The organism is Isoptericola variabilis 225 (assembly GCF_000215105.1).
Lineage (GTDB): Bacteria > Actinomycetota > Actinomycetes > Actinomycetales > Cellulomonadaceae > Isoptericola > Isoptericola variabilis_A.
In genome coordinates this window covers 1,651,494-1,677,832 of sequence record NC_015588.1, presented here as the reverse complement: position 1 = coordinate 1,677,832, position 26,339 = coordinate 1,651,494, and the positions used below count along the sequence as shown (strand labels likewise).

28 protein-coding genes, 3 pseudogenes and 1 riboswitch are annotated in these 26,339 nt (G+C 76.8%); of the genes and pseudogenes, 22 read left to right on the top strand and 9 right to left on the bottom strand.

The genetic code is table 11. From position 1 onward, the window contains the following. Nucleotides 1–48 precede the first annotated feature (48 nt). Genes ISOVA_RS07765 through ISOVA_RS07730 form a run of 9 tightly spaced genes read left to right on the top strand, consistent with a single transcriptional unit; the run spans nt 49 to nt 6,746 of the window. A complete protein-coding gene (locus tag ISOVA_RS07765) occupies nt 49–1,227 on the top strand; it encodes a DUF3866 family protein (RefSeq protein ID WP_013838687.1) in 1,179 nt (392 codons plus the stop codon). Between the two features lie 26 nt (nt 1,228–1,253). Then, complete coding sequence (locus tag ISOVA_RS15490; RefSeq protein WP_013838686.1) at nt 1,254–2,000, top strand: DUF4129 domain-containing protein; 747 nt, start codon at nt 1,254–1,256, stop codon at nt 1,998–2,000. Further along, nucleotides 1,997–2,518: a hypothetical protein gene (locus ISOVA_RS07755; RefSeq protein ID WP_013838685.1), complete on the top strand. Its 522-nt coding sequence runs from the start codon at nt 1,997–1,999 to the stop codon at nt 2,516–2,518. Before ISOVA_RS15490 ends, ISOVA_RS07755 begins: the two co-directional genes overlap by 4 nt. Next, nucleotides 2,515–3,507: an AAA family ATPase gene (locus tag ISOVA_RS07750; protein ID WP_013838684.1), complete on the top strand. Its 993-nt coding sequence runs from the start codon at nt 2,515–2,517 to the stop codon at nt 3,505–3,507. The genes ISOVA_RS07755 and ISOVA_RS07750 overlap by 4 nt, the downstream gene beginning before the upstream one ends. Further along, the gene (locus ISOVA_RS07745) at nt 3,504–4,583 is read left to right on the top strand and encodes a DUF58 domain-containing protein (protein ID WP_233275857.1); all 1,080 of its coding nucleotides are present in this window, start codon (nt 3,504–3,506) and stop codon (nt 4,581–4,583) included. Before ISOVA_RS07750 ends, ISOVA_RS07745 begins: the two co-directional genes overlap by 4 nt. Beyond that, nucleotides 4,567–4,827, top strand: coding sequence for a hypothetical protein (locus ISOVA_RS17235; RefSeq protein ID WP_233275856.1), 261 nt, complete (start codon nt 4,567–4,569; stop codon nt 4,825–4,827). The genes ISOVA_RS07745 and ISOVA_RS17235 overlap by 17 nt, the downstream gene beginning before the upstream one ends. After that, nucleotides 4,824–5,414 carry a hypothetical protein gene (locus ISOVA_RS07740; protein WP_013838683.1) on the top strand — a complete coding sequence of 197 codons (591 nt, stop codon included), beginning with the start codon at nt 4,824–4,826 and terminating at the stop codon, nt 5,412–5,414. The genes ISOVA_RS17235 and ISOVA_RS07740 overlap by 4 nt, the downstream gene beginning before the upstream one ends. 11 nt (nt 5,415–5,425) lie before the next feature. Further along, on the top strand, nt 5,426–6,001 hold the full coding sequence (locus ISOVA_RS07735; protein WP_013838682.1) for a Dps family protein: 576 nt from the start codon (nt 5,426–5,428) through the stop codon (nt 5,999–6,001). 58 nt (nt 6,002–6,059) lie between these two features. Then, complete coding sequence (locus tag ISOVA_RS07730; RefSeq protein ID WP_013838681.1) at nt 6,060–6,746, top strand: GNAT family N-acetyltransferase; 687 nt, start codon at nt 6,060–6,062, stop codon at nt 6,744–6,746. 110 nt (nt 6,747–6,856) lie between these two features. On the opposite strand, the gene ISOVA_RS07725 is transcribed toward ISOVA_RS07730, so the two are convergent. Further along, nucleotides 6,857–7,501: a site-specific integrase gene (locus tag ISOVA_RS07725; RefSeq protein WP_013838680.1), complete on the bottom strand. Its 645-nt coding sequence runs from the start codon at nt 7,499–7,501 to the stop codon at nt 6,857–6,859. Between the two features lie 70 nt (nt 7,502–7,571). Between ISOVA_RS07725 and ISOVA_RS07720 the strand changes: the two genes are divergently transcribed. Continuing rightward, nucleotides 7,572–8,222, top strand: coding sequence for an IMPACT family protein (locus ISOVA_RS07720; RefSeq protein ID WP_013838679.1), 651 nt, complete (start codon nt 7,572–7,574; stop codon nt 8,220–8,222). Nucleotides 8,223–8,233: 11 nt separating this feature from the next. Here the strand turns inward: ISOVA_RS07720 and ISOVA_RS07715 are convergent, their stop codons facing one another. From ISOVA_RS07715 to ISOVA_RS16045, 3 genes are read right to left on the bottom strand one after another with little or no spacing between them, the layout of a single operon-like run. After that, on the bottom strand, nt 8,234–9,640 hold the full coding sequence (locus ISOVA_RS07715; RefSeq protein ID WP_013838678.1) for a UTP--glucose-1-phosphate uridylyltransferase: 1,407 nt from the start codon (nt 9,638–9,640) through the stop codon (nt 8,234–8,236). Nucleotides 9,641–9,697: 57 nt separating this feature from the next. Then, nucleotides 9,698–10,318, bottom strand: a complete 621-nt coding sequence (locus ISOVA_RS07710) for an L-threonylcarbamoyladenylate synthase (protein ID WP_013838677.1) — start codon at nt 10,316–10,318, stop codon at nt 9,698–9,700. Nucleotides 10,319–10,344: 26 nt separating this feature from the next. Next, complete coding sequence (locus ISOVA_RS16045) at nt 10,345–10,779, bottom strand: pyridoxal-phosphate dependent enzyme (RefSeq protein ID WP_233275855.1); 435 nt, start codon at nt 10,777–10,779, stop codon at nt 10,345–10,347. A 94-nt stretch (nt 10,780–10,873) separates the two neighbouring features. Between ISOVA_RS16045 and ISOVA_RS07700 the strand changes: the two genes are divergently transcribed. Together ISOVA_RS07700 and ISOVA_RS07695 are read left to right on the top strand one after the other, a co-directional pair. Beyond that, nucleotides 10,874–11,773 carry a LysR family transcriptional regulator gene (locus tag ISOVA_RS07700; protein WP_041294814.1) on the top strand — a complete coding sequence of 300 codons (900 nt, stop codon included), beginning with the start codon at nt 10,874–10,876 and terminating at the stop codon, nt 11,771–11,773. Between the two features lie 47 nt (nt 11,774–11,820). Beyond that, on the top strand, nt 11,821–13,314 hold the full coding sequence (locus ISOVA_RS07695) for a lipase maturation factor family protein (protein ID WP_013838675.1): 1,494 nt from the start codon (nt 11,821–11,823) through the stop codon (nt 13,312–13,314). Nucleotides 13,315–13,328: 14 nt separating this feature from the next. On the opposite strand, the gene ISOVA_RS07690 is transcribed toward ISOVA_RS07695, so the two are convergent. The 3 genes from ISOVA_RS07690 to thiD all read right to left on the bottom strand — a co-directional run bounded on the left by ISOVA_RS07690 (nt 13,329) and on the right by thiD (nt 18,022). After that, nucleotides 13,329–15,158, bottom strand: coding sequence for an ABC transporter ATP-binding protein (locus ISOVA_RS07690; RefSeq protein ID WP_013838674.1), 1,830 nt, complete (start codon nt 15,156–15,158; stop codon nt 13,329–13,331). After that, complete coding sequence (locus tag ISOVA_RS07685; protein WP_013838673.1) at nt 15,155–17,065, bottom strand: ABC transporter ATP-binding protein; 1,911 nt, start codon at nt 17,063–17,065, stop codon at nt 15,155–15,157. The genes ISOVA_RS07690 and ISOVA_RS07685 overlap by 4 nt, the downstream gene beginning before the upstream one ends. A gap of 60 nt (nt 17,066–17,125) precedes the next feature. Continuing rightward, the gene (gene thiD / locus ISOVA_RS07680; protein ID WP_013838672.1) at nt 17,126–18,022 is read right to left on the bottom strand and encodes a bifunctional hydroxymethylpyrimidine kinase/phosphomethylpyrimidine kinase; all 897 of its coding nucleotides are present in this window, start codon (nt 18,020–18,022) and stop codon (nt 17,126–17,128) included. Further along, nucleotides 18,014–18,109, bottom strand: a riboswitch (TPP riboswitch). It overlaps the preceding gene by 9 nt. A 31-nt stretch (nt 18,110–18,140) precedes the next feature. Here thiD and ISOVA_RS07675 point away from each other — a divergent pair. Next, complete coding sequence (locus ISOVA_RS07675; RefSeq protein ID WP_013838671.1) at nt 18,141–18,641, top strand: GNAT family N-acetyltransferase; 501 nt, start codon at nt 18,141–18,143, stop codon at nt 18,639–18,641. Between the two features lie 27 nt (nt 18,642–18,668). On the opposite strand, the gene ISOVA_RS07670 is transcribed toward ISOVA_RS07675, so the two are convergent. Further along, nucleotides 18,669–19,559 carry a UbiA family prenyltransferase gene (locus tag ISOVA_RS07670; RefSeq protein ID WP_013838670.1) on the bottom strand — a complete coding sequence of 297 codons (891 nt, stop codon included), beginning with the start codon at nt 19,557–19,559 and terminating at the stop codon, nt 18,669–18,671. 70 nt (nt 19,560–19,629) lie between these two features. Here ISOVA_RS07670 and ISOVA_RS07665 point away from each other — a divergent pair, with 70 nt between their 5' ends. From ISOVA_RS07665 to ISOVA_RS17220, 9 genes and pseudogenes are all read left to right on the top strand, one after another. Beyond that, the gene (locus ISOVA_RS07665) at nt 19,630–20,742 is read left to right on the top strand and encodes a type III polyketide synthase (RefSeq protein WP_013838669.1); all 1,113 of its coding nucleotides are present in this window, start codon (nt 19,630–19,632) and stop codon (nt 20,740–20,742) included. A 21-nt stretch (nt 20,743–20,763) separates the two neighbouring features. Next, nucleotides 20,764–21,285, top strand: a complete 522-nt coding sequence (locus ISOVA_RS07660) for an isoprenylcysteine carboxyl methyltransferase family protein (protein WP_013838668.1) — start codon at nt 20,764–20,766, stop codon at nt 21,283–21,285. After that, nucleotides 21,282–21,731, top strand: a pseudogene (locus ISOVA_RS17230) (NAD(P)/FAD-dependent oxidoreductase); the annotation flags it as partial. The gene ISOVA_RS07660 and the pseudogene ISOVA_RS17230, both read left to right, overlap by 4 nt. Before the next feature lie 229 nt (nt 21,732–21,960). Continuing rightward, nucleotides 21,961–22,368, top strand: a complete 408-nt coding sequence (locus tag ISOVA_RS17225; RefSeq protein ID WP_233275854.1) for an NAD(P)/FAD-dependent oxidoreductase — start codon at nt 21,961–21,963, stop codon at nt 22,366–22,368. A gap of 15 nt (nt 22,369–22,383) precedes the next feature. Continuing rightward, nucleotides 22,384–23,778 (top strand): hypothetical protein, encoded by a 1,395-nt coding sequence (locus ISOVA_RS07650; protein ID WP_013838667.1) that lies wholly within the window; start codon nt 22,384–22,386, stop codon nt 23,776–23,778. 265 nt (nt 23,779–24,043) lie between these two features. Continuing rightward, nucleotides 24,044–25,100 (top strand): annotated as a pseudogene (locus tag ISOVA_RS07645) (IS110 family RNA-guided transposase). A gap of 14 nt (nt 25,101–25,114) precedes the next feature. Next, nucleotides 25,115–25,384 carry an acylphosphatase gene (locus ISOVA_RS07640; RefSeq protein WP_013838666.1) on the top strand — a complete coding sequence of 90 codons (270 nt, stop codon included), beginning with the start codon at nt 25,115–25,117 and terminating at the stop codon, nt 25,382–25,384. Nucleotides 25,385–25,450: 66 nt separating this feature from the next. Beyond that, on the top strand, nt 25,451–25,852 hold the full coding sequence (locus ISOVA_RS07635) for a four-helix bundle copper-binding protein (RefSeq protein ID WP_013838665.1): 402 nt from the start codon (nt 25,451–25,453) through the stop codon (nt 25,850–25,852). 64 nt (nt 25,853–25,916) lie between these two features. After that, nucleotides 25,917–26,024 (top strand): annotated as a pseudogene (locus tag ISOVA_RS17220) (CsbD family protein); the annotation flags it as partial. Nucleotides 26,025–26,067: 43 nt separating this feature from the next. Here ISOVA_RS17220 and ISOVA_RS07630 read toward each other — a convergent pair. After that, nucleotides 26,068–26,337, bottom strand: a complete 270-nt coding sequence (locus ISOVA_RS07630; protein ID WP_041294813.1) for an NmrA family NAD(P)-binding protein — start codon at nt 26,335–26,337, stop codon at nt 26,068–26,070. Nucleotides 26,338–26,339: the final 2 nt, after the last annotated feature.

The following is a 26,339-nucleotide window of genomic DNA, read 5'->3' as shown; positions in this document are numbered from 1 at the left end:
GGTAGCCTCGGGCGTGTGACGACACCGCCGACGACCGACGCCACCGGCGTGCTCACCTGGCGCGCCGGCACCGTGACCGAGCGCGGCGCCGCCTGGCCCGGCGCCCGCGAGCTCGCCGTGACGCTCGACGAGCCCCTGCCCGGCCGGCCCGACGACGACCCCGCCTCCCGGCGGGTCCGCGCCCTCGCGTACACCGCGCTCGTCGGCGACCCCGCCCCCGGCGACCGGCTCCTGCTCAACGTCTCGGCGCTCGCCCGCGGCCTCGGCACCGGCGGCTACGCGCTCGTCGCCGGGCCCGCCGACCCCGCCGCCCTCCCCGCCGACCCCGCCCCCGGTCCCGGCCACCTCGTCAAGGCCCGCTACACCCCCCTGCAGGCCATGGTCCTCGGCGTCGACGAGCAGGAGTCCGCCCACCACACCACCCTGCGCGACGCCGACGACCTGCACGGCATGCCCGTCGTCGTCGCCGACCTGCACTCCGCGGTGCCCGCCGTCGTCGCCGGCGCCCGCCACGCCGCCCACCTCGCCGGCCGCCCCGCCCCCCGCGTCGCCTACGTCATGACCGACGGCGGCGCCCTGCCCGCCGCGTTCAGCCGCGCCGTCGCCGCCCTGCGCGACGCCGGCTGGGTCGAGACCACCATCACCGTCGGCCAGGCGTTCGGCGGCGACCTCGAGGCCGTCACCGTGCACACCGGTCTCCTCGCCGCCCACCACGTCGTCGGCGTCGACCTCGCCGTCGTCGCCCAAGGACCCGGCAACCTCGGCACCGGCACCCGCTGGGGCTTCTCCGGCGTCGCCGCCGGCGAGGCCGTCAACGCCGCCGCCACCCTGCACGGCAGAGCGGTCGCGTCGCTGCGTGCGTCAGGGGCCGACCCGCGCGAACGCCACCGCGGCGTCTCCCACCACTCCCTGACCGCCTACGGACGCGTGGCGCTCGCGGCCGCCGACGTCGTCGTGCCCCGCCCCACCCCCGAGGTCGAGGCCCTGCCCGGCTGGGGACCCGACCTCACCCGGCGCCTGCGCGACCAGGCCGCGACCCTCGTCGGCCTGCAGACCCCGCACCGCGTCGTCGAGCTCGACGCCGACACCGCCCTCCTCGACACGCTGCGCACCTCCCCCGCGCGCCTGTCCACCATGGGACGCGGCCTCGACGACGACCCCGCCGCCTTCCTCGCGGCCGCCGTCGCCGGCGTCCACGCCGCCCACCTCGCCGCCGGCACCCTGTAGCCGCGGGCACCCGGTACCGTCCTGCCATGCCGCGACGCCGCACCCCCACCCCCGCCGGGCTGCGGGCGCTCGCGGTCCTGGGCCTCCTCGTGCTCGTGGTCCTCGGTGCCGCGGCCGCGACGCCCTGGCGCGTGACCCCGCCCGAGGCTCTCCTCGGCGAGGTGCCCGGGCTCATGCCCTCGCTGCCGTCGGCGCCGACGTCGGTGCCGAGCGAGGCGCCTCGCGCCGAGCCCGAGAGCGGCGGCGGCGACCTCGGCCTCGCCCTGCTGCTCGCCGGCCTGCTGGTCGTCGCGGTGCTGCTCGCGCTCGCGGGCCGGCGGATCCTCGCCGCCCTGCGCGACGCCGAACCACCGCCCGAGCCCGACACGACCGAGGTGGGGGTCGCCGCGGCGGACGGTGCCGCGCCCGCCGTCACTGTCGAGGAGCTCGCGGACGCCGTCGCCCTCGCCCTGCGCCGGCTCGACGGCGCCCGCACCCCGCACGACGCGGTCGTCGCCGCGTGGGTCTCGCTCGAGGAGGCCGCGGCCCGCCACGGCACCGAGCGCGACCCCGCCCAGACGCCCACGGAGTTCACCGTCGCGCTGCTGCACGACAGCCCCGCACCCGCGGCCGACGTCGCGACCCTCCGCCGCCTCTACCACCACGCCCGGTTCGCCTCGCGCCCCGTCGACGCCGACCAGGCCGCCGCCGCCCGCGACGCGCTCGAGCGCATCGCGCGGACCCTCGAGGACCACGACCCCCTCGCGGCCCCGCCCGGCGGGAGGACCCCGTGAGGCGCCCGGCGGCCGGCGTCGTGGCCCTGAGCGTGACGGTGCTCGGGGCCGCCCTCGTCGTCGCGCTGCTCGGCTGGCTCGACCCGGTGCACGCCGTCCTGCTCGCCGCCGTGGTGCTCGTCGTGACCGCCGTGTGGCGGCGTGCGGACGCGGGCGTCGAGGACCCCTGGCCGGCACCGCCCGAGGAGCAGCGTCCCGGCGCGCGTCACGACGTCAGCGAGCTCGGGTGGGCGACGTTCACCCGCTCCGGGGAGGTGAGCGAGCGCGTCCTGCGCCGCGTGCGGGCCCTGGCCGCCGCGCGGCTGGCCCGGCACGGCGTCGACCTGGCGGACCCCGCGCAGGCGTCCGACGTCGAGCGGCTGCTCGGCGAGGACGTCGCCCGCGGGCTCGCCTCGCGCCGGGCGCCGACCGCCCGCGTGCTCGACCACTGGCTCGGGGCGCTCGAGCGTCTCGGCCCCGACGGCCCGCCGCGGGCCGACCGTCCCAGCCCGCCCCCGACCGGAGGAGCACCCCGATGACCGACGCCAGTCCCGCCGTGGCCCCGCTGCCCGTGCCCGAGGTCGCGGCGCTCGGCCGGCGCATCCTCGACGAGGTCGGCACCGCCGTCGTCGGCATGCGCGACGCGCTCGAGATCGCGCTCGGCACGATCCTCGCGGGCGGGCACGTGCTGTTCGAGGACGTGCCCGGGCTGGGCAAGACGCTCGCCGCGCGCTCGCTCGCGACCGCGCTCGGGCTCGACTTCGCACGCCTGCAGTGCACGCCCGACCTGCTGCCGAGCGACATCACCGGCTCGTCGGTGTACGACCCGGCGGCGCGCGAGCTCGTCTTCCGGCCGGGTCCCGTCTTCACGGGCCTGTTCCTCGCCGACGAGATCAACCGCACCGCGCCCAAGACGCAGTCCGCGCTGCTCGAGGCGATGGCCGAGCGGCAGGTGTCGGTCGAGGGCGCGACCCGGCCGCTGCCGCGTCCGTTCCACGTGCTCGCGACCTCGAACCCCGTCGAGTACGAAGGCACGTACCCGCTGCCCGAGGCGCAGCTCGACCGCTTCATGGTCCGCCTCGCCGTCGGCTACCCGGACCGCGAGCAGGAGCGCGAGGTGCTCCTGCGCCGCGTCGAGCGGCGCCAGGAGGCCGCGCCCGTCGCGCGGGTCGTCGACGCCCCGACGGTGCTCGCGATGCAGGCGGGCGTCGAGTCGACGACGGTCGACCCGGACGTCGCCGGCTACTGCGTCGACCTGGCGGCCGCGACCCGACGTCACGACGCGCTCGAGGTCGGCGCCTCGCCGCGCGGCTCGCAGAACCTGCTGCTGCTCGCCCGCGCGGTCGCCGTGCTCGACGGCCGCGACTTCGTGCTGCCCGAGGACGTCAAGCGCGTCGCCGTGCCGGTGCTCGCCCACCGCCTCACGCTCACGCCCACCGCATGGGCGAGCGCGGTGCGGCCGGAGGACGTCGTGCGCCAGCTGCTCGAGCGGGTGCCGGGCCCGGCGACGGTCGGTCCCGGCCGGTGAGCAGCACGCCCTGGCGCACGACGCCGGCCCGTGCCGCGGGCGTGGCCGTCGGCGTCGTCCTGCTCGCCCTGGGCCTCCTGGCGGGGCGGGCCGACGTCGCGCTGCTCGGCGTGCCCGTCGTGCTCGGTGCGCTGTGGACCGGGCGTCCGGGAGACCCCGGTGCCGGCGCACCCGCGCGCCCCACCGTCGCCCGGCTCGACACCCCCGACGAGCCGGCGACCGCCGGCGAGCTCGCCGGCGTGCTGCACCTCGACCCGCCCCGGGGCGCCGAGCTCGTCCACGTGCGCGTCGCCGCCCCGGGCCACCGTCCCGTCGAGGTCGTGCTGCCCGCCCGCGACCGCGAGCTGCCCCTGCGCCTGGCGGCCGTGCGGACCGGACCGCAGCCCACCTTCCACGCGGACCTGCGCGGCGTGGGCGCCGGCGGGAGCACGGGCGAGCCGCCCCGGTCGGTCACCGCCCCCGACCGCCTCGTCCTGCCCGCCGCGATGCCGCTGGGCCGCGTGCCGCTGCCCCACCGGCTGCGCGGGCTCACCGGACCCCACACCTCCCGGCGGCGCGGCGACGGCAGCGAGCTGCGCGACGTGCACCTCTTCACCCCCGGCGACCAGGTGCGGCGCATCGACTGGCGCACGACCGCCCGCCGCTCCCCCGACCTCGACGAGCTCTACGTGCGCCGGACCTACGCGACCGCCGAGGCGACCGTCGTGCTCGTCCTCGACTCGCGCGACGACGTCGGGCCCGACCTGGCCGCGTGGCGCGGGTCGGGGCCCCAGCGGGTCGACGAGCCGACGTCGCTCGACCTCGCCCGGCACGCCGCGGCGTCCGTCGCCGCGGCCCTCGTCGAGGGCGGCGACCGCGTCGGCCTCGAGGACCTCGGCCGCCGCCGTCGCCCCGCTCCCCCCGGCCGCCGGCCGCCGCCACCTGCGCCGCGTCCTGCACGCGCTCGCGCTGAGCCACCCCGTCGGCACCCCCGGCCGCCGGCTGCGCCCGCCCCAGCTGCCCGCCGACGCGTTCGTCTACCTCTTCACCACCGCGCTCGACGACGAGCCCCTCCGGCTCGTGCGCTCCTGGCGTGAGACCGGCCACGGCGTCGTCGTCGTGGACACGCTGCCCGACGTGCGCCCGGCACGCGGCGAGCACATGCGCATCGCGTGGCGCATCACGCGCATGGAGCGCGAGGAACGGCTCGCCCACCTCGCCGCCGAGGGCGTCCCGGTCGTGCGCTGGGCGGGCCCGGCCCGCACGTCCGCGACCGTGCAGCTCGAGGCGCTCGCCGCCGCCGTGCGCCGGCACCGGGCTCCCGAGGCGGTGGGCCGATGAGCCGCGCCGGCACGATGCTCGACGACGCCGTCGCCCGGCTGCGCGGCCACGACCGGCCGCTGCCCTGGGTCACCGTCGAGCACGGCCCGGCCGTGCCCGGGTGGGCGCTGCGGGCCGCGTTCGTCGTGGCGGTGCCCCTGCTCGTGCTCGCCACGGCCTCGCGCACCACGGCGCTGGCCGGGCTCGTCACCACCCTCGTGCTCGCCCTCACCGGATGGGCGGCGCTGCGGCCCGGCCACGGCCCCGCCTACGCGACGGTCGTGGCGTGCGCCCTGCTCCTGCTCGGCGCGCCCGGACCGTTCGACGCCACGGCCCCGGCGCTCGCCGCCGGCGGCTACGTCGTCGTTCGCCTCGGCTGGTGGGCCGGCCACGTCCGGTGGCGCACGCGCGTCGAGGTCGCCGCGCTCGCCCACGCCGCCCGGCGCGACCTCACGGTCCTCGGGGCGACGCTCGTCGTCGCCCTCCTCGCGTGGGCGGTCGCCGGGCGGCCCGTCGGCGCGCTCGTGGTCGCGGGCACGCTGGCGCTCGCTGCGGTCGCGTGGCTGGCGCTCCGGCGCGATGATGGAGGCTCCGGCGAACCACCGTGATTGGAGGCCTGATGATGGCTGCCCGCAAGGACCTTCCCCGCTACACCGTCCCGTCCCTCACGCCCGAGGACGGCGCCAAGGTCGCGGAGATCCTCCAGGAACGCCTCAACTCGCTCACGGACCTGCACCTGACGCTCAAGCACGTGCACTGGAACGTCGTCGGCCCGCACTTCATCGCGGTGCACGAGATGCTCGACCCGCAGGTGGACGCCGTGCGGGCCATGACCGACGCGATCGCCGAGCGCATCGCGACGCTCGGCGGCGTGCCCGTCGGCACGCCCGGAGCGCTCGTGAAGGCCCGCACCTGGGAGGACTACCACCTGGGCCGCGCGACCGCGATCGAGCACCTCGGGGCCCTCGACGAGGTGTACCAGGGCGTCATCGAGTCGCACCGCAAGGCGGCGAAGGACACCGAGGAGCTCGACGACGTCACGAACGACCTCCTCATCGGCCACCTGCACGAGCTCGAGCTCTTCCACTGGTTCGTCCGTGCGCACCTCGAGAGCGCGGGCGGCGGGCTCTCGACCGAGGGCGCGACGAGCGAGCTCGGCGCCGCCCGCCAGGCACGCGAGGCCAAGGCCGGCTGAGCCGCCCGTCCCGAAAGCCCTTCACGGCCCCCGTCCCGGTCCTGCCAGGGTGGGGGCCGTGATCCGTCCGTACCGTGCCGGCGACCGCGATGCCGTCGCCGAGGTCTGCGTCCGCACCGCGGCCGCCGGGGGCGACGCCCGCGGCCTGTACTCCGACGACCTCCTCATGCCCGAGGTCTACGCCCTGCCCTACGTCACCTACGCACCCGACCTGGCGTTCGTCGTCGTGCACCCGGACGGCGCCCCCGCGGGGACTGGCCACCCCGGCGACGCCGGGGACGAGCGCCTGCGCGTCGAGGACGGCCGGCTCGTCGGCTACGTGATCGGCGTCGCCGACACGGCCGACTTCGTCGCGTGGTGGGAGCGCGAGTGGGCACCGGGCTTCGTGCGCCGCCACCCCGAGCCGGGCCCGCCGCTGCGCCCCGGGGCGGCGCCGTCGTACCCCGAGACGGCGCTGCTGCGCGACGGACGCACCCCGCGGCGCATGCTCCTGCCCGACGACGAGCTCGCCGCCTACCCCGCGCACCTCCACATCGACCTGCTGCCCGAGGCGCAGCGCCGCGGCTACGGCCGGCGCCTCGTCGACACGCTGCGCACCGCCCTCGCCGCGCGCGGGGTCCCCGGCGTCCATCTCGGGTACGACCCGGCCAACACCGCCGCCCGCGCCTTCTACGACCGCGTCGGGTTCCGCGAGCTGCCGTCCCACCGGCCGGCGGCTCCCTTCCTCGGCATCCCGACCCGCTGACTCGGGCCGCCGCCCCGGCGGTCTGGGCAGGTCAGCCGGTGCAGGCTGGTGGGCTCAACTTGTCATAGGTGCTTGGCACACTATTTATCTGACGACATGGAGCTTGGCGGCTACGCGGTCTCGGACGGCACGACGTCGCGGCCCGGGTCGTGCACGCCCGCCTCCGTCCATGCCCGGCGCACCTGCTCGAAACGGGTCGGCAGCGGCGGACGCAGACCCCCGTACCGGGCGTTGGTGCGGTGGACGAACCGGCGCCACGACAGGACGAGGCCCTGGCGCGTGATCGGCAGCCCGCTCGAGACGGTGACGCCGTTGTCGTGCGTGTGGTGGACGGTGAGAAGCAGCGCCCGCGGCACCGAGCCCTCGAGCTCGGCCGCGAGCTCCTCGCGCACCGTCATCCAGTGGCGCAGCACCATGACGACCTCGGGCGGCAGCCGGTGCTCGCGCGGCGTGCGGTGCTTGCCGTGCCGGACGACGACGCTCCCCTCCCCCGTCCGCGGCCCGGGCGCCGGCAGGCGCAGGTCCTCGACGCGCACGCGCAGCAGGTCGCCGTAGCGGGCGCCGGTCGCCCGCGTGAGGCCGGCGATCACCGCGAGCCGCACGGTCTCGGGCTTGCCGTCCGGCCGCAGCGCCTCGACCGACAGCTCGCGCCAGACCCAGTCGGCCTCGCCCAGGGACACGGTCGGGCGCGGGTAGCGCGGGGCGGCCGTGGGTGCCGTCGTCCGGGCCCCGGACGTCGTCGGCTCGTCGGTCATGGCTGCCATTCTCGGTGCTTGGCACACTTTTTCAACGACCCGTGCGCGGCGTGTCGAGTAGGCTCGCCGGGTGAACCCGGACCTGCCGTCGACGATCGCCGCCCCGGTCGACCACGAGCTGGTCGTCCGCAGGTCCCGGTTCCTCGCGCACCTCGCGCCCGTGCGCGACGTCGAGGAGGCGGATGCCGTCGTGGCGCGCCTGCGCAAGGAGATGTGGGACGCGCGCCACCACTGCGTCGCGATGGTGCTCGGCACGCACGCGGACCGGCAGCGCTCGAGCGACGACGGCGAGCCCTCCGGCACGGCGGGCGTGCCCATGCTCGAGGTGCTGCGCCACCGCCGGGTGACCGACGTCGTCGCGGTCGTGACGCGCTACTTCGGCGGCGTCCTGCTCGGTGCCGGCGGGCTGGTGCGCGCCTACTCCGGCGCCGTCGCGGAGGCGCTCGACCGGGCGCAGCTCGTGAGCCGGCGGGTCCTGACGGAGGTCACCCTCGACGTCCCGCACGGCGAGGCCGGGCGGCTCGACCACGTGCTGCGCGACTGGGCCTCGACGCACGGCGCCGTGCTCGCCGGCGCGCAGTACCTCGACGTCGCGCGCTTCACCGTCCTCGTGCCGCCGTCCGCGCTCCCCCGGCTCCACGACGACGTCGCCGCGGCGTCCGCGGGGACGCTCACGCCCGTCCCGGGTCCCGAACGGGTCGTGGACGTCCCCGCGGGCTGACGGCCCGGGCCTCAGCCCTGGACGCCGGCCGCGGTCACGAGCGCGCCATCGGGCACGGTCTGCGGGGACCCGGCGTCGGGCAGGCGCCCGTCCCCGATGACCCGTACGCCCGACCCGAACGTCCAGTCCCCCTCGACCGTCAGGGACGTCGCCTCGCGCAGCGACGGCGCGCCGCCGGGGAACCGCTCGTCGAACCGCGCGATCGTCTTGTACACCCCGGACAGCTTCACGAGCGGCGCGTCGACCTGGGCCACGAGCCGGTAGTCGTCGGTGAGCTCGTAGACGTCCGAGCGCAGCACGAGCAGGTCGTTCGTCGTCTTGACGGGCAGGAACCGCTCGCGGCCCACCTCGATCGCCGTCGCGCCCTCGAAGACCGCGACCGCGGCGCCCATCGCCGACTCGATCTGGACGACCTTCGGCGACGACGGGTCGGTCGGGTCGACCGTCTTCTCGTTGCGGATGAGCGGCAGCTCGAGCACGCCGCCCGTACGGTCGAGCTCGGCGGCGAGCGCCTCGAGGTCGAACCAGAGGTTGTTCGTGTGGAAGTAGGGGTGCCGCTCGGCGTCGAGCGAGACGTCGAGGTCGTCCGGGTGGGTCTGCGCGGTCTCGCGCTGCATGATGCGCCCGTCGGACTTGCGCACCACGAGCTGGCCGCCCTTGACGTCGGCCGGCGTCTTGCGGCACATCTCGGCCGCGTACGGGGCGCCCGACGCCGCGAACCAGGCCGCGATCTCGCCGTCGGGCGCGGCCCCGAGGTTGTCGGAGTTGGACACGCACGCGTACCGGAACCCGGCGTCGAGCAGCGCGCGCACCACGCCCGAGGCGTGCAGCGCGGGGTACAGGTCACCGTGGCCGGGCGGGCACCACTCGAGCGACGGGTCGGCGGGCCACTCGACGGGCTCGAGCGTGTCGGCGAGCAGCTTGGGCTCGCGGTTCTGCAGGAAGTCGAGCGGCAGGCCCTCGACGGCGAGGTCGTCGTACCGCGCGAGCGCGGCGAGCGAGTCGTCGCGCGTGCGGAAGGAGTTCATGAGGATCAGGGGCAGGCGTGCGCCCGTGCGCCGGCGCGCCTCGCGCACCTGGCCGACGATGACGTCGAGGAACGTGAGCTGCTCGCCGTCGGCGCCCTCGCGCACGGTGAGCAGCGACTTGGCGCGGTCCATGCCCATCGAGGTGCCGAGGCCGCCGTTGAGCTTGACGATCGCGGTGCGCGCGAGCGCGTCGGCGGCGTCGGCCTCCGAGATCTCGAGGTCGGCGTGCCGCTGCAGGCCGGTCAGGGGCTCGACGTCGTCCTCGCGCACGAGACCCGTCTCCCCCGACTCCAGGAGCCGGTAGAAGCGGGTGAACGTCTCGATCGCGGCGGGTGCGACGCCCGCCGCCTGCATCTTGTCTCGGGCCAGCTGGAGTCCACGGTCGCTCATGCGTCGAACCCTATCGGGGCGCGTGCGTCCGCGACCTGCGCGTCCGCGTGCCGGGGGTCACTCGAAGCGCGAGGGGTCGCCCGCGCCCACGCGGACCACCTCGGGGAACCCCTCGGACCAGTCGACGACGGTCGTGGGCTCGGCGACGACCTCGCCGCCGTCCACGACGACGTCGACGACGTGGTCGAGCTCCTCCTTGACCTGCCAGCCGTCGGTGAGGGGCGCGTCGCTCCCCGGGAGGATGAGGGTCGAGCTGAGGAGCGGCTCGCCGAGCTCGCGCAGGATCGCCTGCACGACGGCGGAGTCCGGGATGCGCACGCCGACGGTCTTCTTCTTCGGGTGCGCGAGGCGGCGCGGGACCTCCTGCGTCGCGGGCAGGATGAACGTGTACGGGCCGGGCGTCGACGCCTTGATCGCGCGGAACGCGCTGTTGTCGAGGCGCACGAGCTGGCCGAGCTGCGCGAAGTCCGCGCACACGAGCGTGAAGTGGTGCCCCGAGTCGAGGCGGCGGATCTGACGGATCCGCTCGGTGCCGTCGTGCTGCCCGAGCCGGCAGCCGAGCGCGTAACCGGAGTCGGTGGGGTAGGCGACGAGCGCGCCGTCGCGCAGCGCGGCCACGACCTGCCCGACGAGGCGGGGCTGCGGGTCCACCGGGTGCATGTCGACGTAGCGCGCCATGGGCCGAGCCTAGCCACGCCCGCGGGTCATGCCCCGTCGAGCGCGCGGACGAGCTCGGCCTCGCTCGCGTTCCCGCCCGAGCAGACGACGCCCATGCGCCGGCCGGCGAAGCGGGCGGGGTGCGCGAGCACGGCCGCGAGCGCCGCCGCGCCGGCTCCTTCGGCGACGGTGCGGGCGGCGGTGAGGTAGAGGCGCTGGGCGCGGGTGATGTCGTCGTCGGTGACGAGGAGGAAGTCGGTGAGGCGTTCGCGCAGGACCTGCTGGGTGAGGGCGAAGCCGGTCCCGACCGCGAGGCCCTCGGCGCGGGTGCGGTTGGGTCGGGTGAGGATCTCGCGGGCGTGCCAGGAGTCGTGCGCGGCCGGGGAGGCGGCGGACTGGACGGCGACGACCTCGACGCGGGCGCCGAGGCCGCGGAGGAGGTTGAGCGCGGCGAGGACGTCCTGGATGCCGGGTGGGGTCACTCCTCCAGGGTCCGTACCTCGCACCCATAGGTCCAATGCCTGTTCTCTAGTCCGTCCATCGCCACGGTCGATGGGTGCGGCGTACGCTGGGGGCGTGTCCGCGAGCCTCGACCTGACGCGTCTGCGCGTGCTGGCCGCCGTGGCGCGCACGGGGTCGGTGACGGCGGCGGCGCGCGAGCTGCACTACGCGCAGCCGTCGGTGAGCCACCACCTGGCACGGCTGGAGGCGGAGGCGGGCATCCCGCTGCTGCAGCGCGCGGGCCGCGGCGTGCGCCTGACGGAGGCGGGGCGGCTTCTCGCGGCGCGGGCCGAGGAGATCCTGGGGCGGGTGGAGGGCGCGCAGCGCGAGCTCGACGCGCTGGCCGGCCTGCGCGCGGGGCGTGCGCGGCTGGCGGCGTTCCCGTCGGCGCTGGCGACGCTCGTGCCCGACGCCGTCGCGCGGCTCGCGGTCGACCACCCGGGCGTGAGCGTGGGCCTGGTCGAGGCGGAGCCGCCGGAGGCGCTCGCCGCGCTGGCGTCGGGCGAGGTGGACGTGGCGCTCGTGTTCGAGCACACCGACGTGCGGCACGCGCGCACGCTCGACGACCTGGCGCGGTTCGAGGTCACGGACGTGCTCACCGAGGCGGTCCACCTGGTGCGGCCGTCCGACGGCCGGGCGGCGGTGCCGGGGATGGAGGCGCTCGAGGACGCGACGTGGATCGCGGGGTGCGAGCGCTGCCGGGCCGATCTCGTGGCCCGGTGCGGCGCGGCCGGCTTCGCGCCGCGCATCGCGTTCGAGACGGACGACTACGTCGCGGTGCAGGCCCTCGTGGCCGCGGGGGTGGGCGTGAGCCTGCTGCCGTCGCTCGCCCTCCGGGCGCACCGCCACCCCGGCGTCGACGCCGTGGCCCTGCCCGGCGCGCACCGGCGGGTCGTCGCGCTCACGGTCGGGGCCCCCACTCCCCCGGCCCGCGCCCTCATCGACCGCCTGGTGGCCGTGGGCGCCGCCGCCTGACGCCGGCACCCCGGGTGTGGCCCGCGCGGCACGGTTAGCGTGGCGGCATGCCCGAGTGGTGGACGTGGCTCGCGGGCTGGTGGGCCACCGACGACTACGACGTCGCCCGCCAGGTGCTGCAGCGCGGCGTGGCCGCCCTGCTGTGCCTCGCGTTCGTCCAGGCGCTGGGCCAGTTCCGCCCCCTGCTGGGCGAGCGGGGCCTGACGCCGGTGCCCGCGTTCACCGCGCGCGTGCGCTTCCGGGACGCCCCCTCGCTGTTCCACTGGCGCTACGACGACCGGCTGCTGGCCGTGGTCGGGTGGACCGGTGTCGTCGGCTCCCTGAGCGTCGTGGTCGGGCTGGCGCAGGCGGGCCCGTGGTGGGTGCCGACGCTCGTCTTCCTGCTGCTGTGGTGGCTGTACCTGTCGATCGTCGACGTCGGGCAGCGGTTCTACGGCTTCGGCTGGGAGATGCTGCTGTGCGAGATGGCGTTCCTCGTCGCGTGGCTCGGCTCGGACGCGGTGCCCGTGCCGTTCCTCGTGGTGCTCGCCGCCCGCTGGCTGCTGTTCCGCCTCGAGCTCGGCGCGGGCCTCATCAAGTGGCGCGGCGGGCGCGAGTGGCGCGACCTGACCGCGCTCGACTACCACCACGAGACCCAGCCCATGCCGGGCCCGTTCAGCTGGCACGCCCACCACCTGCCGCGCTGGTGGCACCGCGTCGAGGTCGTCGGCAACCACGTGACCCAGCTCGGCCTGCCGTGGCTGCTGTGGCTGCCGCAGCCGCTGCCGAGCGTCGCGGGCATCGCCGTCGTGCTCACCCAGGGCTGGCTCGTCGTGACGGGCAACTTCGCGTGGCTCAACTGGGCCGCGATCGTCCTCGGCGCGGCGATGGTCTCCGACACCACGTGGGCGTTCCTGCTGGGCTGGCTGCCGTTCGTGCCCGACGCCGGCACCGCGGCGGGCGGGGCGGCCGGCGGGGCGCCGGGCGGGCTGCCGGTCGCGTACGTCGTGGTCGTGACGCTCGCCGTGGCGGGCCTCGCGGCGCTGTCGGTCCGGCCCGCGCTCAACCTCGCCTCCCGGCACCAGCTCATGAACGCGAGCTTCGACCCGCTGCGCCTCGTCAACGCGTACGGCGCGTTCGGCACCGTGACGCGCCGGCGCGACGAGGTCGTCGTCGAGGGCACGCTCGCGGAGCACCCCGGCCCGGACGACTGGCGCGAGTACGAGTTCCGGGGCAAGCCGGGCGACGTCATGCGCCGCCCGCCGCAGGTGGCGCCGTACCACCTGCGGCTCGACTGGGTCATGTGGTTCCTGCCGCTCGGCTCGGGCGGCCACCTGTGGTTCGAGCGGTTCCTGCTGCGCCTGCTCGAGGCGGACCCGGCGACGCTGCGGCTGCTGCGCCGCGACCCGTTCGACGGCGAGCGACCCCGCTGGGTCCGCGCCCGGATGTACCGCTACCGGTACACCACGCCCGAGGAGCGGCGCCGCACCGGCGCGTGGTGGGTGCGCTCCGAGCGGGGCGTCGTCGTGGACCCGGTGCGCCTGTCGCAGCTGCGGCGCTGAGAGACCCGGCGCGGTCAGACGAGCGAGTCGCGCCAGGCGGCGTGCAGCGCGGCGAACCGGCCGCCGGCGGCGGCGAGCTCGGCGGGCGGCCCGTCCTCGACGACCCGGCCGTGCTCCATGACGAGCACGCGGTCGGCGATCGCGACCGTCGACAGCCGGTGCGCGATGATGATCGCCGTCCGGTCGGCGAGCAGCGTCCGCAGCCCGTGCTGGACGAGCCGCTCGCCCGGGATGTCGAGCGAGCTCGTGGCCTCGTCGAGCACGAGCACCGCCGGGTCGGCGAGGAACGCGCGCGCGAAGCTCAGGAGCTGGCGCTGGCCCGAGGAGACGCGCCCGCCGCGCTTGTTGACGTCGGTGTCGTACCCCTCGGGCATGGCGGTGACGACGTCGTGCACGCCCACGGCCCGCGCGGCCGCCTCGATCTCCTCCTGCGTCGCGTCGGGGCGTCCCAGGGCGATGTTCTCGCGCACCGACCCGCTGAACAGGTACGCCTCCTGGGTGACCATGACGACGGCGCGGCGCAGGTCCGGCGTGGACAGGTCGCGCACGTCGACGCCGTCGAGCAGCACGCGGCCCTCGGTCGCGTCGTAGAAGCGCGTCACGAGCTTGGCCAGCGTCGACTTGCCCGCGCCCGTCGTGCCGACCAGCGCGACCGTCTGCCCGGCCGGGATGGTCAGGTCGAGGTCGGGCAGCACGACGGGCCCGTCGCCGTAGCGGAACGTCACGTGCTCCAGGCGCAGCTCGCCGCGCGCGTGCGGCAGCGGCACGGGGTTCTTCGGCTCGACGACGGTCGGCTCCTCGGCGAGGAGGCCCGAGACCTTCTCGAGGGCCGCGACCGCGGACTGCAGCGCGTTGTAGAACATGCCGAGCTGCTGGATCGGCTGGAAGAACCGCTTGACGTACAGCAGCGCCGCGGCGAGCACGCCGACCTCGAGGTCGCCCTGCAGCGCACGCCAGCCGCCGAGCGCGAGCGCCACCGCGACCGTGACGTTGCCGATGAGCACGAGGCCGGGCTGGTAGCGGCCGTTGACGCCGAAGATGCGCAGGTTGGCGTCGCGGTACTCCTCGCCGAGCCGGGCGTACTCGGCCTCCGTCGTCGCCTCGCGGCGGAACGCCTGGACGGCGCGCATGCCCGTCATCGTCTCGACGAACTTCACGATGAGGCGGGCGGAGGCGGTGCGCTGCTGGCGGTAGTACAGCTGCGAGCGCCGCTGGAACCAGCGGGTCAGCAGCCACGCGGGCACGAGCGCGCCGGCGAGGACGAGCCCCGAGCGCCAGTCGGCGACGAACAGCGCGACGCCGGTGAAGACCATGAGCAGCAGCGAGGACACGACGCCCGTCAGCCCGCCGTCGAGCAGCTCGCGCAGCGCCTCGAGGTCGGACGTCTGCCGGCTGATGATGCGCCCGGAGGTGTACGACTCGTGGAACTCCAGGGACAGCCGCTGGGTGTGGCGGAAGACGCGCCGGCGCAGCTCGAGCAGCACGCCCTGGGCGATGCGCGCGGCGGCGCGCACGTAGGCGCCCGCGCACAGGCCGCCGACGACGGCCGCGACGAGGTACGCGGCGCCGACGGCGACGAGCGGGCCGGGGTCGCCGTCGACGAGGGCGGGCACCGCGGTGTCGATCCCGACCGCGACGAGCGCCGGCCCGGCGACCTGGGCGAGCGTGGCGACCACGACCAGGGCGCCCGCGCCCGCCAGCGGCCGTGCGCGGGGCCTCAGGAGCTCGCCGAGCAGGTGCAGGGAGCGGGCGCGCACGGCGCGCGAGGTGGCGGTGTCGAGGCGGGTGGCGTCGTCGGCGGTGGCGTCGGTGGGCCGGCGGCGCGGCCGGTCGGTGGCGCTCACAGGGCGGCCTCCTGCGTGCTCGGGCGGTCGTCGGGTTCGTCGGGCCGGGCGCCGTCGGCGTGCTCGGCGCGCTCCCAGTCGGCCTCGAGGCTCGAGATGACGTACCGGTAGTGCGCGTCGGTCGCGAGCAGCTCGGTGTGCGTGCCGACGGCGGTGATGCGGCCGTCCTGCAGGACGGCGACGCGGTCCGCGAGCGCCACGGTCGAGGGCCGGTGGGCGATGACGAGGCTCGTGGTGCCGGCGAGGACGTCGCGCAGCCGGGCGGTGACGGCCTCCTCGGTCGCGACGTCGAGCGCGGACAGCGGGTCGTCGAGCACGAGCACGGGCGGGCGCGCGGCGATGGCGCGGGCGAGGGCGAGCCGCTGGCGCTGCCCGCCGGACAGGGACAGGCCCTCCTCGCCGATGCGGGTGTCGACGCCGTCGGGCAGGTCGTAGGCGAAGCGGGCTTGGGCGACGTCGAGCGCCTCGTGCAGGCGTGCCTCGCGCTCGGCGGGCGGCAGGGTGTCGGGCACGCCGAGCAGCACGTTGTCGCGCACGGACGCGGAGAACAGCGTGGGGTCCTCGAACGCGACGGCGACGCGGGCGCGCACGTCGGCGCGCCGCAGGCGGCGCACGTCGGCGCCGTCGATCTCGACGGCGCCGGCGGTGACGTCGAGGATGCGGGGCACGAGCATCGCGAGCGTCGACTTGCCCGAGCCGGTGAGGCCGACGAGCGCGGTGGTGGTGCCGGCGGGCAGCTCGAGGTCGACGCCGCGCAGCACGGGCGTGGCGGCGTCCTCGTGGCGGAACGCGACGCCGCGCAGGGCGACGTGGCCGCGCGGCGCGGGCGGCGTGACGGGCTCGTCCGGGTCGGCGAGCCGGTTCGGGGTCTCCATGACCTCGCAGAAGCGGTCGACGGCGGTGCGGGCGTTGAGCGTCATCGACAGCGTCATGCCGAGGTCGACGACGGGCCCGTTGATGACCGCGGTCGTCATGAAGAACGCGACGAGCGAGCCGACCGAGACCTGGCCCTGCGCGGCGAGCCAGACGCCGAGCACGAGGCACACGGCGATGGTCAGCTCGGGGATGAGCTGCAGCGCGGCCGTCACGGTGGCCTGGTTGCCGGCCTTGCGCATCTCGGTGCGGCGCAGCTGCTCGGCCTGCCCGGTGAACGTCTGGAGCGCGTCCCGGCCGCGGCCGAACGCCTTGAGGACGCGGATGCCGTGCACGGACTCCTCGACGGTGGTGGCGAGGTCGCCGGACTGGTCCTGCGAGAGCCGCGCGATGACGCGGTAGCGGCGCGAGAACCGGAACACGATGATCGCCACCGGGACGGCGCCGGCGAGGTAGACCAGCCCGAGCCAGCCGGCCGTGGCGAGCAGGATGCCGACGCCGACGACGATCGTGATCGCGCTGACCACGAGCTGCAGCAGGCCGAAGATGAGCCAGCGGCGCAGCAGGCCGAGGTCGCCCATGATGCGGCTGAGCAGCTGCCCGCCGGGCCAGCGGTCGTGGAACGCGACGGGCAGGTCCTGCAGGTGGCGGAACAGCGCCATCCGCATCTCCGCCTCGACGCGCGTGCCCGGGTACATGACGAGGTTGCGGCGCAGCAGGATGAGCCCGGCCTCGAGCAGGCCGAGGGCCAGGACGAGCAGGACCGGGCCGACGAGCGCGCCGGCGTCGTGGGTGCGGGCGCCCTCGGTGAGGGGCCCCTCGACCATGGCCTGCAGCACGCGCGGGATGGCGAGCGCCGCGAGGCTCGCGCCGAGGGCGGACAGGAAGCCGCCGAGCAGGCGCGGCACCGCGGGCCGCACGTAGGGGTACAGGCGGCGCACGGAGGCGAACGTCGACAGGTGCGAGCCGGCGGGCGCGGCGGGTGACGGGACGGGACCGGAGGGGCGCGAGCCGTCGCTGGGTGTGTCGGGCATCACCCTCATTCTCGCACCGCACGCGGCGCTCGTTGCCCGAGGCGCGCCATGTGCACCGGTTCAGGTCGCGGTCGCCGCCGTGCCGCGCAGCGCGACGAGGTGGTCGACGGGCCCGTGGCCCTGCCCGACCTCCAGCGCGGCGCCCGCGCGGATCGCGGCGGTGAGCCACTCCTTGGACTCCCGCAGCGCACGCTCCCAGTCGTGGTGCCGGGCGAAGCACGTGGCCAGCGCGCTCGACAGCGAGCACCCGGTGCCGTGCGTGGTGGTCGTGGCCACCCGCTCGCCGTCGAGCTCGACCAGGACGCCGCGCGGGCCGACGAGCGCGTCGGGCACGCGGGCGGCGGGGGCGTCGAGGGCCGCCAGGTGCCCGCCCTTGACCACCACGAGCACCCCGTGCTCGGCCGCGAGGGCGCGCGCCTGCTCGAGCGCCGCGGCCCACGTCGGCGCCGGCTCGGCGCCCGCGAGCACGGCGAGCTCGGGCAGGTTCGGGGTGACGACGTCGGCCAGGGGCAGCATGGCGCGGACCGCCTGCTCGTCGTCGGGGTCGAGCAGGCGGTCGCCGCTGGTGGCGACCATGACCGGGTCGAGCACGACCGCGGGCCGCGCGTCGCCGCGCCGCGCGGCGGCGAGCCAGTCGGCGACCACCGCGATCGCGCACGCGTCGCCGAGCATCCCGATCTTGACGGCGTCGACCACGACGTCGTCGCTCACCGCGTCGAGCTGGGCGCGCAGGAAGCCCGGCGGCGGCACGTGCACGTCCCGCACCCCGCGGGTGTTCTGCGCCGTGAGCGCGGTGAGCACGGCCATGCCGTAGCCGCCGTGCGCGGCGATCGACTTGAGGTCGGCCTGGATCCCCGCCCCGCCGCTGGGGTCGGAGCCGGCCACCGCGAGGACGCGCGGGACGGCGCGCGGGGCCCGGAGCGGGACGGACACCGGTACGGGTGCGGGCAGCGTCATGGTCGACATTCCCTCCGTCAGTACGAGCTGAGTCAGGTTCGACGGGTGTGATCTCAGCGCCCGGCGGGCGCACCCCGTGTCGTGGGGCACACGGTAGCGCGCCGGGTACCCTCCGGCCATGACCGCCGCTGTCCCGCCGGCCCTGCGGCCCGCACGGCCCGCCGACGCCGCACGCCTGGCGTGGGTGCACCGCACCGCGTGGGTCGAGACGTACGCGGGCCTGCTGCCCGCCGAGCACTGGCGCACCGACACGCTCGAGCGCCGCGCCGCCACCTGGGCACGGTGGCTCGACGGCGGCGTGCCCGTGACCGTCGCCGAGCGCGACGGCGAGATCGTCGGGTTCGCGATCGCGGGCGCGAGCACCACCGTGGGCGAGCACCCGCCGGTGCGCGACCACCAGCTCTACGCCCTCTACGTGCTGGCGGCGCACCACGGCACCGGCACCGGGCAGGTGCTGCTCGACGCCGTCGTGGCGCCCGGCACGCCCGCGCAGCTGTGGGTCGCGCGCGACAACCCGAAGGCCCGCGCGTTCTACGGGCGCAACGGCTTCGAGCCCGACGGGGCGACCCACGTCGACCCCGCCCTGCACGGGCTCGTCGAGGTGCGGCTCGTGCGCTGACGACGGCCGCGCGCGACGCCGCCGGCGTCACACCGCGACGTCGGGCACCGCGAGCGCCAGCGCGACCACGCACACCACGGCGACGGCGAGACCGAGCGCGAACGGTGCCCGGCTGCGCGGCCGGGCGGCGGCGACCGCCCCGGCGGCGACCGCGAGACCTGCCGCGAGCGCCCCGCAGCCGAGCGCCAGGGGGCCGGGAGGGCCCGCGGGCCCGGCGACGACGACCGCCACGGCGGCGAGCAGCACCGCGGGCGCGAGCACGCCCGCTGTGCGGCGCCCGAGCCGGTGCGGCAGGCCCCGCACGCAGGTCGCGGCGTCGTCGTCGAGGTCGGGCAGCGTGTTGGCGACGTGCGCGCCGACGCCGAGCAGCGCCGCGGCGGCCGCCGCCCAGGGCGCGGGCGCGCGCCCGCCGGGGGCGGCGAGCACGACGAAGACGAGCAGCAGCGCGAACGACACGGCGTACGGCGCCCACGACCACGCGGTGGACTTGAGCCGCGCGTTGTACGCCCACGCGCCGGCCACGGCGGCCAGGTGCACGGGCCCGGGGAGCAGTCCCGTCGCGAGCGACGCGGCGGCGCACACCACGAGGGCCGCGAGCGCCCCGCGGCGCAGCGTGGCGGCGGTGAGCAGGCCGGCGACGACGGGCTTGTCGGCGCGGCCGACGGCGCGGTCGCGGGCGGCGTCGATCCAGTCGTTGGACCACCCGACCGACAGCTGCCCGGTGCCGACCGCGAGCGCCACGAGCGCGGTGCGCCCGGGGCCGGACCCGAGCGCGGCGGCCATGGCGGCGGCCAGCGCGGTGACGACGGCCGCGGGTGCGGGGTGGCTGGCGAGCACGAGCCCGCGCACGGTGCGCAGCGTGCCCACGGGGCGCGCGCCGGCACCGGGGCTGCGGGGAGGCGCGTCGCGGCCGGCCATGGACCGACGCTAGCCCGGCGCCGGCGGCGCTGCGCGCGCAAGTCCGGGGAGTCGGTGTGAGGATGCCAGGGTGTCCCGGATCGTCGCCGTCGCCCCCGTGCTGGGCGCGCACCCGCAGCCGCAGGAGACGATCGCGCAGCCGCAGGAGACGATCGCGCGGACCCTCGCGCCGCTCGTGACCGACGACCCGGGACGGGCGGCGCTGCTGCACCGGCTGCACCGCAACGCGGGCGTGCGGCGGCGGCACCTGGCGCTGCCGCTCGAGGAGTACGGGTCGATGGGCTCGCTCGAGGCGTCGAACGCGGCGTTCGTCGAGCACGGCAGCCGGCTGGCCGAGCGTGCGGCGCGCGAGGCGCTCGACGCGGCCGGGCTGGCGCCGTCGGACGTCGACCAGGTCTTCACGACGTCGGTGACCGGCGTCGCGGCGCCGTCGCTCGACGTGCTCGTGGCCGGGCGGCTCCCGCTGCGCTCGGACGTGCGGCGCACGCCGTCGTTCGGCCTGGGGTGCGCGGGCGGGGCGGGGGGTCTCGCGCGCGTGCACGAGCAGCTCGCGGGGCGGCCGCGCGACGTGGCGCTGCTGCTGTCGGTCGAGCTGTGCTCGCTGACGCTGCAGCACCGGGACGACTCGACGGCGAACCTCGTGGCCACGGGCCTGTTCGGCGACGGCGGGGCCGCGGCGGTGCTCGTCGGGGACGAGCACCGGCTGGCGCGGCCGCCGGTCGCTCCCCCGCGGCGGACGGCGTCGGTGGTGGACACGCGCTCGCAGCTGTACCCGGGCACGGCGGACGACCTGGGCTGGCGCGTGCGGGACACGGGGTTCTCGATCGTGCTGTCGGCGCGGCTGCCGGACCTCGTGCGCTCCCACCTGCTCGCCGACGTCAAGGGGCTGCTCGCCGAGCACGGCCTGGCGCCGGCCGACGTGCCGACGTGGGTGGTGCACGCGGGCGGGCCGCGCGTCCTGGACGCGGTGCGCGACGCGCTCGGCCTGGCCGAGGAGGACCTGCGGCACAGCCGCGAGCACCTCGCCGACGCCGGCAACCTGTCGTCGGCGTCGGTGCTGCACGTGCTCGCGCGCACGCTCGAGGCGACCGACGCCCCGCCCGGCTCCCCCGCGGTGCTCATGGCGTTCGGGCCGGGGGTGTCGACCGAGCTCGTGCTGCTGCGGCTCGAGGGCCGCTGCTGAGCCGGGGACGAGGAGGTCGAGATGGTCTGGTACGTCGCGCTCGTCGCCGCGACGGCGCTCGAGCGCCTGGCCGAGCTCGTGGTCTCGACGCGCAACGCGCGGTGGGCGTTCGCGCGCGGCGGCGTCGAGCACGGCCGCGGCCACTACCCGGCGATGGTCGCGCTGCACACGGGGCTGCTCGTGGCGTGCGTCGCCGAGGCGTGGCTGGCGGACCGCCCGTTCCTGCCGTGGCTCGGCTGGCCCATGCTCGTCGTCGTGCTCGCGTCGCAGGCGCTGCGCTGGTGGTGCGTGCGCTCGCTCGGGCCCCGGTGGAACACGCGCGTCGTCGTCGTGCCGGGGCTGCCGCTCGTGGTGCGCGGCCCGTACGCGCGCTGGCGCCACCCGAACTACGTCGCCGTCGTGCTCGAGGGGGTCGCGCTGCCGCTCGTGCACACGTGCTGGATCACCGCGACGGCGTTCACGGTGCTCAACGCGATCCTGCTGCTCGGCTTCCGGGTGCCGGTCGAGGAGCGGGCGCTGGCCGCGGCCCGCGTCCGCGCATGAGCGGCGCGGCCGACACCGACGTCCTCGTCGTCGGCGGCGGGCCCGTGGGCCTCGCCGCGGCGGTGCACGCGCGCCGCGCCGGGCTCGACGTCGTCGTGGCCGACCGCCGCGCGGGCGTGCTGGACAAGGCGTGCGGCGAGGGCCTGCTGCCCGGCGCCCTGCGCGCGGTGCGCGCGCTCGGCGCCGACCCGGCCGGGCACCCGCTGGCGGGCATCTCCTACCGCGCGGGCGGCGCCGGCGCCGACCACCTGTTCGCCCGCGGGCCGGGCCGCGGCGTGCGCCGCACGGTGCTGCACGCCGACCTGCGCGCGGTGGCGCTCGACGCCGGGGCGCACCTGGTGCACGCGGGCCTGCGTGCCCTGCGGCAGGACGCCGCGGGCGTCGAGGCGTGGCTGGACCCGCACGACGGCGCGGCCGAGCGCGTCCGCGCCCGCTGGCTGCTCGGCTGCGACGGCCTCGGCTCGGGGGTGCGCCGGCTCGCCGGGCTCGAGGCCCCCGCGCCCCGCGGCCGGACCGTCGCGCGCGACGCGGCGCGGTACGGGCTGCGCCGCCACTACCGCGTCGCGCCGTGGACCGACCTCGTCGAGGTGCACTGGGCGGCGCACGCCGAGGCGTACGTGACGCCCGTGGCGGACGACGTCGTCGGGGGGGGGTTTTGGGTGCGGAAGTATCAGCTTGTATTCGTACTTCGACGCCGCGCTCGCCGCGACGTTCCCCGAGCTCGGCGAGCGCCTCGCCGGCGCGCCGCCCGCCGGGCCCGTGCACGGCGCCGGGCCGCTGCGGCGGCGGTCGCGACGCCGCACGGCGGGCCGGGTGCGGCTCGTGGGCGACGCGTCGGGGTACGTCGACGCGCTCACGGGCGAGGGCGTGCGGGTCGGCCTCGCGCAGGCGGCGGCCGTCGTGCGCCACCTCGACGACGCCGCGGCGTACGAGCGCGCGTGGTGGCGGGTCACGCGCGACTACCGGCTCCTGACCGCCGGGCTGCTCGCGTGGGCGCGCAGCCCCGCGCGCGGCGCCGTCGTCCCGGTCGCGCGCGCCTGGCCGGGCCTGTACGGGGCGGTCGTCGAACGCCTCGCCCGCTAGCCCTACGATCGCAGCATGGACCCTGCACTCCTCGGCGGCGTCGTCGCCGCCCTCGTCGTCGCCGGAGGCACCGCGGGCGCGTTCGGATGGGGGCGGTCGCGGCGGCGCACCCGCGACCGCGAGGCCGCCGCCGCGCTCGAACGCCTCGAGCAGGAGGCCGGCACCGCGCTCGTGCGCACCGACGAGCGCGTGCGCCTCGCGGGCGACGAGCTCGACTTCGCGGTGGCCGAGCTCGGCGAGGCCGAGGCCGCCGGCCTGTCGGCCGCCGTGCGCGAGGCGCGCGAGCGCCTGCGCGAGGCGTTCCACCTGCACCAGCTGCTGCACGACCACGTGCCCGACACCGACGAGCAGCGCCGCGACTGGTTCGCGCGGATCGTCGCGCTGTGCCGCGCCGCCGACGAGGCGGTCGCCGAGCAGGTGCGGGCCGTGGCCGCCCGCCGCGCGGACGTGCGGCGCGCGCCGTCGGCCGTCGAGCACGTGCGCCGCGAGCTCGAGCGGGTGCGCGGCGACGTCGCCAAGGCGCGCGCGACCCTCGGGCGGCTCGCCGAGCGCTACACCGACGAGGCCCTGCTGCCCGTCGCCGACAACCCGACCCAGGCCGAGCGGCTGCTCGAGTTCGCGGGCCGCAGCGCCGACCTGGCGACCGCCCGGCTGGGCGAGCAGCGGGTCGCGGAGGCCGACGGCGCCGCACGCGCCGCGGCCGACACGGTGCGCCGCGCTGACGGGCTGCTGCGCGCGGTCGAGGAGTTCGAGGTCGAGGCGCTGCGGGCCGAGTCGGCGCTCGGGGCGATGATCGCCGAGTCGCGCGCCGAGCTCGCGACCGCGCGGGCGCTGCCCGCGCACCAGCGGGCAGGCGCCGTCGACGCGGCCGTCGCCGCGCTCGAGGAGGCGCTGGCCGACCTGCCCCGGCCGGGCGAGCGGGCCGACCCCGTGGCTTCGCTGACGCGCGTGCGCCGGGCGAACACGGCCCTCGACGACGCGGTCGCCGACCAGCTCGAGCGCGTCCAGCGCGAGCGGCACGCCCGCGCCCAGCTCGGCCCCGCGCTCGACGACGCCGAGCGGCAGATCGCCACGGCGCGCAGCGTCGTCGACGACTACCGGGCGCCGGTCGGGCCCGACGCCCGCACGCGTCTCGCTGAGGCGGAGGGCGAGCTCGCCCGGGCGCGCGGCGAGCAGGACCCGGAGCGCGCCCTGGCCACCGCCCGGCGCGCCGCGACGCTCGCCGCGGAGGCCGCCACGACCGCGCGCCGCGACATCGCCCGCGCGGGCCAGCGCTACCCGGGCGGCACGTGGGGCGACCCCCGCGGGCCGCGCGGCGGAGGCTCGGGCGCGCTCGGCGCGGTGCTGGGCGGGATGGTGCTCGGCGGCATCCTCGAGGACCTGGGCGACATCGGCGACATGTTCGGCTGACGAACCGGCCGCGCGCTGTAGCCTCGCGTCAGTGTGAGGGTGGATGTGCCGCGGTTGCGGTGGTTGGATCCCTTCACGCATGGTGCCTGGCTCATAGCCTCGGTGTCGGCCTGTGGCCTGACCTGCATGCGTTTTGCCGGCGCCGGGTGTGAAGGGACCGGCCGGCGTGACTTGATAGGAGCGTGGCGTCGCCCCCACTGAGATGTGTCCGCCGGCCGGTCCGACCGTCCCCGTCACTGATCAGGTGAGAGAGGAGGCAACCACCATGGTTGTCGTTGTCGGTGCCGATGTCCACAAGCGTTCACACACGTTCGTCGCGGTCGACCCGGCCGGCCGCCGGCTCGGCCAGATGACGGTGAAGGCCGATGCCCAGGGTCATGACAAGGCGGCGCGCTGGGCCGAGTCGACGTTCGGGACTGACCTGCGGTGGGGCGTCGAGGACTGCCGGCACCTGTCGGCCCGCCTGGAGCTGGACCTGCTGGACGCCGGGCAGCAGGTGGTGCGGGTGCCGCCGAAGATGATGGCCGAGCAGGCGCCGGGTCGCCCGCACCCGGGGCAAGTCGGACCCGATCGACGCCCTGGCCGTGGCCCGTGCGGTGCTGCGCGAGCCCGACCTGCCCGCCGCGTCCCATGACGAGGCGTCGCGGGAGGTCAAGCTGCTGGTCGACCACCGCGAGGACCTGGTGCGGCAGCGCACCGCGATCATCAACCGGCTGCGCTGGCACCTGCACCGGATCGACCCGGCCCTGGACCCGGCGCCCCAGTCGTTGGACCGGGCGTCCACACGGGCCCGGCTGGCGGAGTTCCTCACCGGCATCGAAGGCATCGATGCCCGCCTGGCCCGCGAGCTGCTCGACGACGTCGCCGCGCTCACGGCGCGGGCGGACGCGCTGGCCAAGGAGATTGCCCAGCTGGCTGACCAGCTCGCGCCCGAGCTGCTCGAGCTGCCCGGCTGCGGGCCGCTGACTGCGGCCAAGATCCTCGGCGAGACCGCCGGGATCGGCCGGTTCGCCCACGAGGCCAAGTACGCCATGCACGCCGGCGTCGCGCCGATCCCGGTCTGGTCCGGACGCACCGCCGGCAAGGTCCGCCTCAACAAGTCGGGCAACCGGCAGCTCAATGCGGCCCTGCACCGCATCGCCGTCACCCAGATCCGCCTCGGGGGGCTCGGCAAGGCCTACTACGACAAGCGGCTCGCGGCCGGCGACTCGAAGACCGAAGCCCTGCGCTGCCTCAAACGCCGACTCGCCCGAGTCGTGTTCAACACCCTCAAGAACGCCCAGCAAGCTGCCGCCGCAGCACAGTACGCGACAGCGGCTTGACATAGGAGAAACGCATGACCAGACGCGTCCGCGCCGTCGTGCACGGCCGGGTCCAGGGCGTCGGCTTCCGCTGGTCCGTGCTCGAGGCCGCCCGCCGCGCCGGCGCCGCCGGCTGGGTCCGCAACCGCTCCGACGGGACCGTCGAGGCCGAGGTCGAGGGCGACGACGCGGCGGTCGCCGCCGTGCTCGACGTCCTGCGCACCGGCCCGGCCGCCGCGCAGGTGACCGACGTCGAGGTGACCGACGTGCCGCCGGCCGGCGAGAGCGGGTTCGGGGTGCTCTGAGGCCCTGCGAGCGCGACCGGGGCGTGCCTACCGTCGAGGCGACACCACGTCGATCGGAGGACGCCCATGAAGACCGCCGCGATGCTCGACGCCCACCCGGCGCCGACGGACGTCGACCGCGAGCTGCTGGCCCGCGTCGTCGACACGCTCGTCGAGTGCTCCCAGGCGTGCACGGCGTGCGCCGACGCCTGCCTGGGCGAGGAGATGGTAGCGGACCTGCGCACGTGCATCCGCACGGACCTCGACTGCGCCGACGTGTGCGCGACGACGGCACGCGTCCTGTCGAGGCGCACGGCCTACGACGCCACCGTCGCCCGCGCCCAGCTCGAGGCCTGCGTCGCGGCGTGCCGTGCGTGCGCCGACGAGTGCGAGGCGCACGCCGGCATGCACGAGCACTGCCGGGTGTGCGCCGAGTGCTGCCGCCGGTGCGGGGCCGCGTGCGCGGAGCTGCTCGCCGCGATCGCCTGACCCGCCCTGCGAGCGGCCGGGGCCGTCCGTAGCGTGGACGTACCGACTGGGAAGGGGATGCGCCATGAGCTTCGGCGACAAGATGAAGCACCAGGCCGAGGAGGCCAAGGGCAAGGCGAAGAAGGCCTGGGGCGAGGCCACGGACGACGAGAGCACCGAGGCCGAGGGCCGCCGCGAGGAGTCGCAGGCCGAGCTCAAGCAGTCCGGCGACAAGCTCAAGGACGCCGGCCGCGACGTGCGCGACGTGCCGCACCCCGGCTCGCGCCACCGCCCGCGACGTTGCGTCCCTGGCGGACCTCGGCCTCGGTGTCGGCGCGCACGACCTCGGCCCCGAGGTCGTGGAGGGTTCGGGCGGCCGTGCCGGACGGGTCGCGCGTCAGCGCCCGCACGCGCCAGCCGTCCCGCAGCAGGTGACGCACGACGGCCGAGCCCTGCCGGCCCGTGGCGCCGACCACGGCCACGACCTCGCCCGACGCCACCGCCATGG

Coding starts and splice junctions, on each gene's coding strand:
- ISOVA_RS15490 (WP_013838686.1), top strand. CDS start 1,254: ATGCCGCGACGCCGCACCCCCACCCCCGCCGGGCTGCGGGCGCTCGCG.
- ISOVA_RS07750 (WP_013838684.1), top strand. CDS start 2,515: ATGACCGACGCCAGTCCCGCCGTGGCCCCGCTGCCCGTGCCCGAGGTC.
- ISOVA_RS07740 (WP_013838683.1), top strand. CDS start 4,824: ATGAGCCGCGCCGGCACGATGCTCGACGACGCCGTCGCCCGGCTGCGC.
- ISOVA_RS07735 (WP_013838682.1), top strand. CDS start 5,426: ATGATGGCTGCCCGCAAGGACCTTCCCCGCTACACCGTCCCGTCCCTC.
- ISOVA_RS07725 (WP_013838680.1), bottom strand. CDS start 7,501: ATGACCGACGAGCCGACGACGTCCGGGGCCCGGACGACGGCACCCACG.
- ISOVA_RS07715 (WP_013838678.1), bottom strand. CDS start 9,640: ATGAGCGACCGTGGACTCCAGCTGGCCCGAGACAAGATGCAGGCGGCG.
- ISOVA_RS07710 (WP_013838677.1), bottom strand. CDS start 10,318: ATGGCGCGCTACGTCGACATGCACCCGGTGGACCCGCAGCCCCGCCTC.
- ISOVA_RS07695 (WP_013838675.1), top strand. CDS start 11,821: ATGCCCGAGTGGTGGACGTGGCTCGCGGGCTGGTGGGCCACCGACGAC.
- ISOVA_RS07685 (WP_013838673.1), bottom strand. CDS start 17,065: ATGCCCGACACACCCAGCGACGGCTCGCGCCCCTCCGGTCCCGTCCCG.
- thiD (WP_013838672.1), bottom strand. CDS start 18,022: ATGACGCTGCCCGCACCCGTACCGGTGTCCGTCCCGCTCCGGGCCCCG.
- ISOVA_RS07675 (WP_013838671.1), top strand. CDS start 18,141: ATGACCGCCGCTGTCCCGCCGGCCCTGCGGCCCGCACGGCCCGCCGAC.
- ISOVA_RS07670 (WP_013838670.1), bottom strand. CDS start 19,559: ATGGCCGGCCGCGACGCGCCTCCCCGCAGCCCCGGTGCCGGCGCGCGC.
- ISOVA_RS07660 (WP_013838668.1), top strand. CDS start 20,764: ATGGTCTGGTACGTCGCGCTCGTCGCCGCGACGGCGCTCGAGCGCCTG.
- ISOVA_RS07650 (WP_013838667.1), top strand. CDS start 22,384: ATGGACCCTGCACTCCTCGGCGGCGTCGTCGCCGCCCTCGTCGTCGCC.
- ISOVA_RS07640 (WP_013838666.1), top strand. CDS start 25,115: ATGACCAGACGCGTCCGCGCCGTCGTGCACGGCCGGGTCCAGGGCGTC.
- ISOVA_RS07635 (WP_013838665.1), top strand. CDS start 25,451: ATGAAGACCGCCGCGATGCTCGACGCCCACCCGGCGCCGACGGACGTC.
- ISOVA_RS07630 (WP_041294813.1), bottom strand. CDS start 26,337: ATGGCGGTGGCGTCGGGCGAGGTCGTGGCCGTGGTCGGCGCCACGGGC.